The 11,681-nt window shown below is 40.6% G+C and carries 13 protein-coding genes; 9 read left to right on the top strand and 4 right to left on the bottom strand.

Features of this window, described 5'->3' with window-relative positions; translation table 11 throughout:
• The first annotated feature begins 49 nt into the window (after nt 1-49).
• Nucleotides 50-691 (top strand): ECF transporter S component, encoded by a 642-nt coding sequence (locus O0550_RS20435; protein WP_035318915.1) that lies wholly within the window; start codon nt 50-52, stop codon nt 689-691.
• A gap of 84 nt (nt 692-775) precedes the next feature.
• Here the strand turns inward: O0550_RS20435 and O0550_RS20440 are convergent, their stop codons facing one another.
• Together O0550_RS20440 and O0550_RS20445 are read right to left on the bottom strand one after the other, a co-directional pair.
• Nucleotides 776-1,447 (bottom strand): HAD family hydrolase, encoded by a 672-nt coding sequence (locus O0550_RS20440; protein ID WP_003344132.1) that lies wholly within the window; start codon nt 1,445-1,447, stop codon nt 776-778.
• Nucleotides 1,448-1,481: 34 nt separating this feature from the next.
• On the bottom strand, nt 1,482-2,108 hold the full coding sequence (locus tag O0550_RS20445) for a winged helix-turn-helix domain-containing protein (RefSeq protein WP_003335400.1): 627 nt from the start codon (nt 2,106-2,108) through the stop codon (nt 1,482-1,484).
• A 158-nt stretch (nt 2,109-2,266) separates the two neighbouring features.
• On the opposite strand from O0550_RS20445, the gene bcp reads away from it, so the two are divergent.
• From bcp to O0550_RS20465, 4 genes are read left to right on the top strand one after another with little or no spacing between them, the layout of a single operon-like run.
• Nucleotides 2,267-2,734, top strand: a complete 468-nt coding sequence (bcp, locus tag O0550_RS20450) for a thioredoxin-dependent thiol peroxidase (RefSeq protein WP_003335399.1) — start codon at nt 2,267-2,269, stop codon at nt 2,732-2,734.
• 27 nt (nt 2,735-2,761) lie between these two features.
• On the top strand, nt 2,762-3,811 hold the full coding sequence (locus O0550_RS20455; protein ID WP_096887992.1) for a M42 family metallopeptidase: 1,050 nt from the start codon (nt 2,762-2,764) through the stop codon (nt 3,809-3,811).
• A 17-nt stretch (nt 3,812-3,828) separates the two neighbouring features.
• Nucleotides 3,829-4,581 (top strand): class I SAM-dependent methyltransferase, encoded by a 753-nt coding sequence (locus tag O0550_RS20460; RefSeq protein WP_096888001.1) that lies wholly within the window; start codon nt 3,829-3,831, stop codon nt 4,579-4,581.
• A 43-nt stretch (nt 4,582-4,624) separates the two neighbouring features.
• Nucleotides 4,625-5,173, top strand: coding sequence for a cob(I)yrinic acid a,c-diamide adenosyltransferase (locus O0550_RS20465; RefSeq protein ID WP_003335396.1), 549 nt, complete (start codon nt 4,625-4,627; stop codon nt 5,171-5,173).
• A gap of 68 nt (nt 5,174-5,241) precedes the next feature.
• Here O0550_RS20465 and O0550_RS20470 read toward each other — a convergent pair whose 3' ends face one another.
• On the bottom strand, nt 5,242-6,168 hold the full coding sequence (locus O0550_RS20470; protein WP_258427160.1) for a complex I NDUFA9 subunit family protein: 927 nt from the start codon (nt 6,166-6,168) through the stop codon (nt 5,242-5,244).
• Between the two features lie 244 nt (nt 6,169-6,412).
• Here O0550_RS20470 and nth point away from each other — a divergent pair, with 244 nt between their 5' ends.
• From nth to O0550_RS20485, 3 genes are all read left to right on the top strand, one after another.
• Nucleotides 6,413-7,078 (top strand): endonuclease III, encoded by a 666-nt coding sequence (nth, locus tag O0550_RS20475; protein ID WP_258427161.1) that lies wholly within the window; start codon nt 6,413-6,415, stop codon nt 7,076-7,078.
• Between the two features lie 209 nt (nt 7,079-7,287).
• Entirely contained in the window at nt 7,288-7,728 is a 441-nt protein-coding gene (locus O0550_RS20480) for a Fur family transcriptional regulator (RefSeq protein ID WP_003335392.1), read from the top strand.
• A 266-nt stretch (nt 7,729-7,994) separates the two neighbouring features.
• Nucleotides 7,995-9,731, top strand: a complete 1,737-nt coding sequence (locus O0550_RS20485) for a glycosyl hydrolase family 18 protein (protein WP_258427162.1) — start codon at nt 7,995-7,997, stop codon at nt 9,729-9,731.
• A gap of 92 nt (nt 9,732-9,823) precedes the next feature.
• On the opposite strand, the gene O0550_RS20490 is transcribed toward O0550_RS20485, so the two are convergent.
• Complete coding sequence (locus tag O0550_RS20490; RefSeq protein WP_003335390.1) at nt 9,824-10,240, bottom strand: DUF2614 family zinc ribbon-containing protein; 417 nt, start codon at nt 10,238-10,240, stop codon at nt 9,824-9,826.
• 244 nt (nt 10,241-10,484) lie between these two features.
• Between O0550_RS20490 and O0550_RS20495 the strand changes: the two genes are divergently transcribed.
• A complete protein-coding gene (locus O0550_RS20495) occupies nt 10,485-11,372 on the top strand; it encodes a nucleotidyltransferase-like protein (protein ID WP_242401368.1) in 888 nt (295 codons plus the stop codon).
• The last annotated feature ends 309 nt before the right edge of the window (nt 11,373-11,681 follow it).

Below are 11,681 nucleotides of genomic sequence, written 5' to 3' on the forward strand. Positions count from 1 at the left end.
GCTGTTGCCATCTCTCAAGAAGGAGAAAGAAAAAGAGAGGATGGTCAACATGCAAGGAAAAACAAGTCACACGATTCAAAGACAGCGTCTGAGAAAGCTAGTTACGATCCCTATGCTTTCAGCCATTGCGTTTCTTTTGTACTATCTGGAGTTTCATGTGCCGTTGATGCCGACTTTTTTAAAGCTTGATTTTAGTACGGTACCAGCTATTATTGGCGGGCTTGTTTTTGGCCCAGCAGCGGGAGTACTCATTGAAGTCTTAAAGAATGGCTTGCATCTTCTGCTAAAAAACACAGATGGTTTTATTATTGGAGAAATTGCGAATGCGCTGGCAGGCGGAAGCTTTGTGTTTTTGGCTGTTTATACACAGCGCTTATATAAAAATAAAGTCGGTTTTGTTTTGGGGCTATCGGCAGGTACGCTGGTTATGACAGTGATTATGGCTATGGCAAACTACTTTTTATTGTTACCTTTCTATGCGGTACTCTACTCAATTTCGATAGAGCAATTACTACAGATGTTCCATATGGAAAGTCTGTGGAGCATGATCTTGCTTGGTATTGTACCTTTTAGCATTATCAAAGGTGTCTTGCTGTCGTTGATTGCTTACCCGGTATTTGTCAAAATGTCTGCACGACTTGGCTTACTAGTCACCAATCCTGCTTCGTCAAGTAAACCAGTTATTTCGTAAGCTTAGACGAATTTTGCATAAAACAAAAAGAAAAAAAGAGGTTGCTCCCAGCTAGATAAGGGGAGGCCTCTTTTTTCTTTGAGCTTAGTTACTACCTATATTCCATCTTTTTAACAGCCATTCCATCATCATCGCAGGCTCTGTAAATAATACATCGGGAGAAGGATCAAAAATCCCGTTGCTTTGCGATGCGGGGAACCAATTCACACCAACCGCACAAATGCCGGCAGCTCTAGCCGCGGTGACATCAGCTTGGCTGTCTCCTACATAAAGAGTATGTTCCGGGCAGGCTCGGAGCTGTTGCATTGCATGAAGAATGCCTTCAGGATGCGGCTTATGATTTGTGACTTCGTCGCCTGCTATGACAATTTGAAAATAATCGGTCAGTTTTAATGCCTCAAGAGAAAGATCGGCACTCCTTCTGCCTTTCCCTGTAATAATTCCCATCTGAATGCCTGCGTGTTTTAAAGCTTCAAGCATAGTGAGCAGCGGTGCAGGGGTTACTAGCCCGCGGTGTTCATCTACATATTTGTCATAAAAGCACTGAAGAGCTTCCTCATATCTCTCAGACGGAATCTTGTTTTTAATAATTCCCGCTTCCGGTGGCCCGAATAATTCCATAATCTGCTGATCAGAATACTCCTCTTGCAGAAACGTATAAAAGGTATGGCGAATGGCTGTAAAAATGGCTGGTAATGTATCAGCAATCGTTCCATCAAAATCAAACAGTACGGTATATACTTCGGACTTATGCATGCATAGCAGCTCCTTTCTGGATAGGGTGGGCTACTTATTCATCATCGTCTACGAATTCAGCGTTATCTGGATCATCTTGACGCGGTGAAGTCGGGAAAAGCAGATTTAGGTAATGAAAGTTTAGACGATCGGCTGACGGCTTGTTATCTTTATAACGCTGGTAGAGATCCTTCATTTCACTAAAAAGCTGATTACGTTCTTCTTTTGTCAAATGTAAATTCCCAAAGTTGTATGCAAAGGTGTCTTGATAGTCCTTTCGTTTATCAATGTCAGATGCAGCCAGATGATTCATGGTATAAAGCAGCTCTTGTTCAGTCGCATGTAACGGAGAGAACATGATTTCACTTAATTGCTGAGCATTTTCCTCCACAACGAGGTGCAAATTAGCCCTGATGACTTTTGCAATTGGCTGATAGTACTTTTCCACAATGGAGCCTTTTACACGGGTATCCACTTGTTGTAATAGACCGACTTTTACCAATTCCTTAACATGGTAATGTAGCCGTGCCGCGTTTTCCCCTAGTTCAGTAGCAATTTGCTTTGCAGTTCGAGGCTCTAGGTCTTCAAAAAGCTGTAAAATTTTAACTCTTTCAGGCACAGCGAAGGATTTAAGTGCCTCAGGATCTGTTATTTCAAATACTTCTTTTATCACGTTAGCCATCACCAGGTTCTCCTTTTTCTATTTGGAAAGGTCGGAATTTTTACTATTATGTAATCGTAATGTTTTATTAAGTAAAGTGCAATGCATCTTCTCCCTTTTCTTTTTCCTGAACCTAACTTTTGTTACAATAAGAAAAATGAAGGAAAGAAGGGATTTTCATGTTGGAAGTCGGTCAAATAGCACCAACTTTTAAGAAACCTGCAAATAATGGACAAACGATAAACCTAGAGGATTATCGCGGCAAAAACGTCGTGCTTTATTTTTATCCAAAGGACTCCACGCCTGGATGTACGACGGAAGCATGTGATTTCCGAGATTATCATGCTGAATTTTCCACTCTTAATACAGTAGTGCTTGGGGTAAGCCCGGATAGCGTTACCTCCCATGATAAGTTTATTGCAAAACACGAATTGCCGTTTCCTTTAATTGCGGATGAAGACCATAGTGTTGCAGAAGCGTACGGAGTGTGGGTACTCAAAAAAATGTACGGCCGAGAGTATATGGGTATTGAGCGTTCCACTTTTATTTTAGATACAGAAGGCAAGATTGCACAGATATACCCTAAAGTTAAAGTAAAGGATCATGTGCAGCAAGTAGTAGCATACATAAAAGAACATCTAGTCTAAAAACAGCAAGAGGAGAGGAAGAATTCGATGAACTTGTCCCTGTCTTACATGATTGATACATTTGTGAAATTGGCACAAATCCCAAGCCCATCTGGTAACACCAATCAAGTAATTTCCTGGGTAACTGAGGAATTGAGCAAAAGCGGTGTACATGTTGAGCGGACTAATAAAGGGGCATTGTTAGCGACAATATCAGGTCGCAACAATGATAAGCACCGCTTATTAACAGCTCATGTCGATACACTTGGTGCTATGGTGAAAGAAATAAAAAGCAATGGTCGCCTCAAGCTTTCCATGGTGGGTGGCTATGCATGGAATGCGATCGAAGGTGAGCATTGCCAGATTGAAACAGCTACGGGACACATTTATACAGGAACGATCGTAACCTCTAAAGCATCTGTTCACGTGTATCGCGACAGTGGCAAGGCAGAGCGTACAGAAGATTTGATGGAGGTCAGACTGGATGAAAAGGTGACGGATGCTCAAGAGGTCAAGGCTCTTGGAATTAGCGTTGGTGATTTTGTCTCTTTTGATCCTCGTACGACTGTGACAGAGAGTGGATTCGTGAAATCTCGCCACTTAGATGATAAAGCAAGCGTGGCAATTCTTTTAGGTATAATGAAAGCGGTTCAGGAAGATAAGCTAGAACTGCCGTATACGACACATTTTTTGATCAGTAATAATGAGGAGATTGGGTACGGCGGTAATTCAAGCATTCCGTCAGCTACTGTAGAGTATTTGGCAGTGGATATGGGAGCTATCGGTACGGGCCAAACAACTGATGAATATTGTGTTTCGATCTGCGCCAAGGATTCCTCTGGACCTTATCATTATGGATTCCGTAAGAAATTAGTTGCCTTGGCTGATGAAAACGGACTTAATTATCAGGTTGATATTTATCCGTATTATGGTTCCGATGCTAGTGCTGCACTGCGAGCTGGATATGATGTTGTTCATGGATTGATTGGACCTGGTGTAGATGCCTCCCACTCGCATGAGCGTACTCATTCCTCTGCTTTTGATAATACTGCTAAATTAGTCATGGCTTATATTTTATCGGACGAATTGGTAGTATAGGAGGGTCAGTTGTGAATATGTATCATTGGGCTGACTATTATGATCTCACACAGCAAGGATTAGCAGGAGATTTGGCTTTTTATGAAGAATATGCTAAAGCAGCAAAAGGGGAAGTCTTAGAATTAGGGTGTGGGACTGGACGAGTAACCATTCCGCTTGCTAAAGCAGGCATCGACATAACTGGGCTTGAAATTTCTCGGGAAATGTTGGAAAAGGCCGTAACAAAGGCAGAAGAAGCTGGTGTGGTCGAGCATTTGTCTTTTATTCAAGGGGATATGCGTCAGTTCTCCTTAGGAAAAAAGTTTGGCTTAATTATGATACCCTATCGCTCCTTTTTACATTTGCTTCATATTCAGGAACAGATGAAGGCATTGCGCTGCATACGAGAGCATCTTCAGCCTGGTGGTAAGCTAGTCTTTAATGTCTTTGTACCACATATCAAGCATCTCTATGAAGAGAGCGAAAAATTGACGCTTCGGGGCATGTATCCGTTAGGGGATGGACAGGAAGTTGCGATGTATGATTTTACTCGCTACGATTATTTTCAACAAGTAGCAGAAGTAACACGTAGCTATGAACGTCTAGATCAGAATGGAAAAATGCAGGAGCGTGTAACTGGACGCTTTACATTGCGTTACGTCTTCCCGACAGAATTGCATCATTTATTGCGTTTAGCTGGTTTTAAGGTTTTAGAGCGCTACGGTAGCTTTGCAAAAGCTCCATTTGATGCAACCAGTACTGAATTCATTATAGTGGCTAGCCCAGCGTAATTATTTACGTTGCTTATAAAAATGAAGAAAAGGTGGGTATGACATGAAGATTTATACAAAAACAGGAGACAAAGGTCAAACATCTTTAGTTTATGGCGTACGTGTTCCGAAGCATGCACCACGAGTAGAAGTATATGGAACGTGCGATGAGGCTAACTCGCATGTTGGAGCAGCAGTATCTTTTTTGCCTAAAGAGCACAAGTGGGCTGAGTTGTTAGAAACGTTCCATCTGATCCAAACCAAGTTATTTCATATTGGAGCAGAGCTAGCTACACCTGAAGGAAAAAAGGTAGGTTGGCCTATCGTTGATGAGGACGTAGATTATTTAGAAAAACAAATTGATTGTTTAGATGCGAAGCTACTTCCGCTGACTAATTTTGTTTTGCCAGGAGGTCATCCTGCCGGTGCTGCTCTTCACGTAGCTCGCACGGTAGTTAGACGTGCTGAACGCGGAGCAACCCAGCTTATGGAGACAGAACCAATTAACCCAACTGCTATTAAATATTTAAACCGTTTATCAGACTTTTTATTTGTAGCAGCTCGGTATGTTAATAGTCAGTTAGGAGAGAGTGAACCTAATTTACATGAATAAATCTCAAACAGCCTTTTTCTTATATGTGTGTATAAGGAAAGGCTGTTTTTTATTCTAGCTCCTTCAATTTATCTGGTCTTCGTTCTAGTCTGTGAAAGGTATTCGGATATACCAGAAGAGAATTCAATTTTGTTAATCTGAAAATCTTGGTATAATTTTTCATTATTTTCGCAAAAATTACCTTCTTGTAGCATTGTTAATTGAGTTGTGGTGATAGGAAAAAAGGAAAAACCTTGCATCATCGTAACGATAGGTTTCATCATCCATAGTGGTACATGAAGCGTCCTTACATGTGATTTTCCAATCGCATGTCCAATGTGCCGTAGGATTTGCATGTAGGAAAGCTGGTGTGGACCGCCTACTTCATAGATCTGATTAGTAGCTAGCTCATTAGTGAGTGCTTGCGTAAACACCTCTGCTACTGTTTTCCGAGACACAGGCTGCAAGAGATAGGTACCACTTCCAATGACAGGAGTAACAGGAAGGCGGACTAAATCAGCCAGCATAGTGACGAATTCATCGCCTGGACCAAAAATAACGGAGGGACGAAATATCACATAAGGGATTCCAGATGCGCTCACCAATTGCTCCGCGTCATACTTTGTCTGATGGTAGCCACTAACAGCTTGAGGACGCGTACCAAGCGCGCTCATGAATATAAAGCGGCGGATAGCTAGCTCTTTCGCCACTTGCAGTACATTGCGTGTCCCTTCAACATGAATGCGGGAGAAAGTAATTTCTTTACCAGCCTGTTCTCTTATAATACCTACTAAATGAATAACCGCATCACAATCTCGCATAGCTACACGGAGAGAGTCTATTGCAAAAATGTCGCCTGTATGGAGATGAAGATGATCGGTCTTCGAAAACAATTTTTTCATTTTTAATTCGGAGCCTTGTCTAAGTAAGCAGTGTACCTCATGGGAAGCTTCTAGTAAGGCGGTGATTATGCCATGACCTACAAATCCTGACCCGCCTGTTATCAATACTTTCACGAAAGTTCCTCCTCTCACCTCTTGTCCATTCATCATTCTATGACATGCCTATATTTACCTGTTTTTTCATTTCCCTAGCCGAATTACATTCAAATATCATGACGCTTATTACATGTGCCCGCTTCCCTTTTTTTCACTATGGAATTCCCTAGGGGAAGTGGGCTCATCAAATTTTTTCATATGTTACAATAGAACGCATGCATAAAGTAAAACTGGTTCGGAGTATAGTAGGAGGGAAAAGGAAATGCGTCGATTATCCATGAAATTATTTTTACAGACGCTCGCGGATATGTTTCCTGATGCGCATTGTGAGCTTACTCATAGTAACGCATTTGAGTTGACGATTGCGGTACTGTTGTCAGCGCAGTGTACAGATAAAAAAGTAAACCAAGTGACAGAACACCTATTTCAAAAGTACAAGACCCCAGAAGACTATTTAAAGGTTTCGTTAGAAGAGCTCCAAGACGATATTAGACAAATTGGTCTATACAAAAACAAGGCTAAACACATCCAGTTGCTCTGTCGTCTTTTGTTAGAAGAATACGGAGGAGAAGTGCCTAACAAGCATGAAGAGCTGGTAAAGTTGCCTGGTGTTGGACGGAAAACGGCTAACGTTGTAGTCAGTGTTGCATTTGGGGTGCCTGCTATCGCTGTAGATACACATGTAGAGCGAATATCGAAACGATTGGGCTTCTGTCCTGACGATGCTACTCCTGTTCAGGTAGAAGAAATTCTTATGAAAAAGATTCCCAAGAAGGATTGGTCAGACACTCATCATCGTATGATCTTTTTCGGTCGTTATCACTGCAAGGCACAAAGCCCGCAATGTGACATTTGTCCCCTAGAGGATGTATGCCCAACACGTAAGAAAGCTCGAAAAGTAAACAAGAAGCCAAAGAGTGTCAGCTAAGAAGACATCTTACGTGTAACTTTTGAAAAAAAGTGAGGCTTGGACAAGCTAATAAGGGAAACAAAGCCCCAAATTCAAGCTTGTTATTGACGAACCTCCAGAATCAGCGTACACTTATTTATAACAATTCTAATTAGATTATTGTTAACGGATAAGAATATTTCTAATTACTTACTTTTTAAAGGTCATATTATGTGAGGTGCATGGCGATGATGCAACAAGTCGAGAGAGCTGTCGAGATTTTAAAGAATCAAGGTGTTCGTATGACTCCGCAACGTCATGCCATATTAGCGTATTTACTTGAGACGATGACTCATCCAACTGCTGATGAAATTTATAAAGCATTGGAAGGGAAATTTCCTAATATGAGCGTGGCAACCATCTATAATAACCTGCGAGTATTTAAAGAAGCGGGGTTGGTTCGCGAATTAACATACGGAGATGCTTCCAGTCGATTCGATGCGAATGTAGAAGATGAACATTATCACATTATTTGTTCTGAGTGCGGGGCTATTCAGGATTTTCACTTCCCGTACTTGTCTCAGGTAGAGGCAGCAGCCTGTGAACAAGCTAACTTTCATATTTCTGGGCATCGTATGGAAGTTTATGGTGTATGCCAAAGCTGTCAAGAAAATAAGCCCAAGCAATAACAAGCGTTTTGGAAGAACTCTTCATGTCAGTTGTATGAGACGTGCAGGGTTCTTTTTTTGTATATTTTGATAGCATAATTGGCATGGCAGACGTATAAGCTCCATTAAACCGCATTCTGAGCAATAAAGAACCAGTGGCTATACATAATAGGATTCGACATTTTATGAATTTTACCGCAAAATGTACAGAAGTTTGTAACCAAATAGCTTTGAAAACTGTCTCTATAATGAAGAACAAACAGAACTGAGATACATTGGGAGGAGTCATGAGCATACATGTAGAGACGTCACAACGTCCAAGGCGAAAAAGAAGAAGGAATAGGCTTTTTCCTAAGATGCTATTTTTGGTCATACTTGCTGTAGTAGGATATTTTATCTGGATGTATGTACAATACGGTAGTCATCAGCGAGTTACTCCTTATGATGGGCGCCAACAGGTAATCGTACATAAAGGAAAGGCAGTTTTGCAATCCTATCAAATGAAAGAGGACGAGGTCCTGTTACCTTTTTCATTTTTAAAGGAACAAATCGACCAGCACTTATTCTGGGATGAACCTAGTCGCTCTGTTATCATTACTACCGAAGATAAAGTTATCCAAATGCCGAGCGAAAAATTACAAGCATTTGTTAATAAAAAACCAGTTGATTTACGTGTGCCTGTCACAATTATTGACGGGGAAAAATACGTTCCGGTTAGCCCGTTAGAAAAAATATATGGTATTCATTTGCGGAAAATGGAAGGCAAAGATGTTATTTCAGTGGAAAACAACGGCGATACCATTCAGCAAGGACAGGTTATCTCTGAAAAAGATAAGACATTACCAATGAGATTAGATGCCACTAAAGAAAGTCCCATTGTCTCTGATCTTGTAGACGGTCAAAAGGTAACAATCTTAGACGAAACAAACGGCTGGTATCATCTTTTATCGAATGAAGGGGTTCTTGGTTATTTGCCAATGGATCAGGTTAAGAAATTAGCTTCTTATCAGGTAGAAGTGAATGTTGATACTCCAAAGGAAAGAAATACTGCATGGAAGCCGGACGGACAAAAATTAAATGTGGTTTGGGAGCAAGTGGTTAACCGAAATCCTAAATTGGATAGCATCCCTAAAATGTCAGGATTACATGTGGTAGCTCCTACTTGGTTTGAATTAAAAGACGCCAAAGGAACGGTTGGCAATAAAGCAGACGCTTCTTATGTAAGATGGGCTCATCGCGAAGGATATAAAGTATGGGCAGTTGTATCTAATGGATTTAATCCAGACTGGACTAAGGCAGTGCTATCTGATTTTGAAACTCGTCAAAAGATGATTACACAGATTGTGCAATATGCTAATTTGTATCAGGTTGACGGGATCAATATCGATTTTGAGGATGTCTATTTAGATGACAAGCAGCGATTTGTTCAATTTGTTCGCGAATTAACACCATATTTACATGAGCAGGAGTTAACGGTGTCTGTTGATGTTACCATGATGCATGGAAGCGATCGTTGGTCTAATTTCTTAGATCGCAAAGCTTTAGCTGAAGCAGTGGATTACACGATGCTGATGGCTTACGACGAACATTGGGGCTCTAGCCCTGTAGCAGGTTCTGTAGCGTCACTGCCATGGGTAGAGAACGGCTTGAAGCAAGTGTTGACGGAAGTGCCTAAGGAGAAGCTTTTACTAGGTATGCCTTTCTATACCCGTTTATGGAAGGAAGTAAAGCAAGATGATGGCAGTGTAAAGGTGTCCTCACGCGCTTTGTACATGTCGGGGGCTAAAAAGTGGATGGAGGAGCGTAATCTAAAAGCCACTTATGATGAGGCTACTGGACAAAATTATGTGAGCTATTTTGATAAACAAGAAAACGCGACATACAAGATGTGGCTAGAAGATGAGACTTCACTCAAAAAGCGGATTGAGGTTTCCAAAAAATATGATTTGGCAGGAGTTGCCTCATGGCGCCGTGGCTTTGAGGAGCCAGAGATTTGGCAGCATATTCATAGCAATTTAAATTAATATGAAAAAAAGGCAGGAGATTTTCTCGCTGCCTTTTTTTATTCTATGTGATGAGGAAAGAGCATGGCGCGGGCTGTTGATTTTGTACTACTTTAAGAGCGTATCTTTTGTTCAAGAGAAGATGGAGGTTCTGGAGTATCCTCTTCTAGTAAAAGTGGTTGGCCGCAAAACATGCAAGCATCTTCTTTTCCCAGCATTTTAGTTACTTTGCCACAAGAAGGGCATTGCACCTGTGGGGATGTTGTTGAGACCATACCAGATACCATATATAAAACGGTACTGACCATCATCATCAGAAAGCCGATAATCAGGATGATGGTAAAAGTCATATGAGAGCCTTTGAGCTGTTGACTAAGCGTGCCAAGCAATGGAATGTCGACAAACCATTTGAATAAATAACCGGCAAAAGATATATACCCTATGTACATGAGGATGATACCGATCAGCATATTCCAATTAGCCCATCCGCGAATTCGCTTAATCTTACTTAAACGGTCTACATTTTTCATAAGTGCATACCTCCCGTTGTCAGTATAGCATAAGGATTCAAAAAAGTTTTATAGTTATTTCCATAGTTAGGAGATTGTAATGTGCTTGTTAATGGTTAAGCATACTCATTCTAATCAAGGTTGTTTTTGCAAAAGATGTAACTTTAATAGAGAAGAAGGAAACTTTCCCGATATAGCGAACCTGTTAAGGAGTTAAGGCTTTCGTGATTATATAGTAAGAAATCTGGATGGGGGGTGGGGAGTGGTGAAAGAGAGCTTGTTGGAATATCATCAGCAGTATTTATGGGAAAAGACCATGGATGCGGATGTTTTGTCTGTTATGGCTATCGAGCAAGCCGAAAAGATTGAACTTCTTTCAGAAGGTGTTGACCTCATATCCTTTATTATTGTTAATGATCACGAACCTAATTGGCTGGTCAAACAGTACCAATTTAAAAAAATTGCATTGGAGGAGCACACTGTTAGTCAGTGGCAAATTCAGCAATGGTGTTTGCAAGGGGCTCCTAAACGAGCAAGACAGCTTTTGAAACAGGCAGATATGATCTTTGATAAATCTAATTTTATGAAAGATAAAATGTCCTGTCTTCTCCAATTGCCAAGAGAGAGGAAAAAGCAACTTATTTATAAACACTATATGGCGGTATTACATCATTTCTCTCAAGCTAAGGAACTATTGCAGCAACAAAAGATACCAGACTCTTTTCAGAACGCTTTACAAGCTTTGTTTCACTGGGCATGTCTTGAGCTAGTAGAAGCTGACGAGATATTTGATGAGCCTGTATTTTATAAGGTAAAAACAATAGCTCCTACGGTGTATAAGTTATATGAAGAAGTTATAACTAGTTTAGAACTATTGGATAAGCGGATAGAATTGCTTTTGCTTCCAATCGAAATTCAATTGATGGCTAAAATAAAAATAGGATCGGAATTTCTTTTAGAACAAATGCAAAATGAATATCGTCCATGGAGACTAGAGCAAATGCTTGAGTTATTTGAATCTGAGGACTATAAAGAAAGCATGCCACTTTTGCTTGATAAGATGGTTAAACGTGGGTTATTACACGAGCTATTCTTGCCTGGAGAAGTAGAGTTTTTACGCGAAAAAGCCTATATGGTAGTACCTGAAAAATAAAATTAAAAAATCTATTGACTTAATGGATGTCCACATGCTATATTAATCTACGTTGTCTCGGACGCAATGTTCTGAAGTACACGAAAAAAGCTTCGCAAGTAAATGAAAAAAAGACTTGCAAAGCAAAAGGATACATGATATTATATAAGAGTCGCCTCTAGTGAAAGGCGAACGAATGTTCCTTGAAAACTGAACAGTAAAATGTTTGATAGAAACACTAGCCAAGCAAGTTTTGAAGCTTTGATCAAGAACTACTTTAATGGAGAGTTTGATCCTGGCTCAGGACGAACGCTGGCGGCGTGCCTAATA

Source organism: Brevibacillus halotolerans, assembly GCF_026891775.1.
Lineage (GTDB): Bacteria > Bacillota > Bacilli > Brevibacillales > Brevibacillaceae > Brevibacillus_B > Brevibacillus_B halotolerans.

Bases quoted from the DNA above. Each gene is read 5' to 3' on its own strand.
- O0550_RS20435 (WP_035318915.1), top strand. From the start codon at position 50: ATGCAAGGAAAAACAAGTCACACGATTCAAAGACAGCGTCTGAGAAAG.
- O0550_RS20440 (WP_003344132.1), bottom strand. From the start codon at position 1,447: ATGCATAAGTCCGAAGTATATACCGTACTGTTTGATTTTGATGGAACG.
- O0550_RS20445 (WP_003335400.1), bottom strand. From the start codon at position 2,108: ATGGCTAACGTGATAAAAGAAGTATTTGAAATAACAGATCCTGAGGCA.
- bcp (WP_003335399.1), top strand. From the start codon at position 2,267: ATGTTGGAAGTCGGTCAAATAGCACCAACTTTTAAGAAACCTGCAAAT.
- O0550_RS20455 (WP_096887992.1), top strand. From the start codon at position 2,762: ATGAACTTGTCCCTGTCTTACATGATTGATACATTTGTGAAATTGGCA.
- O0550_RS20460 (WP_096888001.1), top strand. From the start codon at position 3,829: ATGTATCATTGGGCTGACTATTATGATCTCACACAGCAAGGATTAGCA.
- O0550_RS20465 (WP_003335396.1), top strand. From the start codon at position 4,625: ATGAAGATTTATACAAAAACAGGAGACAAAGGTCAAACATCTTTAGTT.
- nth (WP_258427161.1), top strand. From the start codon at position 6,413: ATGCGTCGATTATCCATGAAATTATTTTTACAGACGCTCGCGGATATG.
- O0550_RS20480 (WP_003335392.1), top strand. From the start codon at position 7,288: ATGATGCAACAAGTCGAGAGAGCTGTCGAGATTTTAAAGAATCAAGGT.
- O0550_RS20485 (WP_258427162.1), top strand. From the start codon at position 7,995: ATGAGCATACATGTAGAGACGTCACAACGTCCAAGGCGAAAAAGAAGA.
- O0550_RS20490 (WP_003335390.1), bottom strand. From the start codon at position 10,240: ATGAAAAATGTAGACCGTTTAAGTAAGATTAAGCGAATTCGCGGATGG.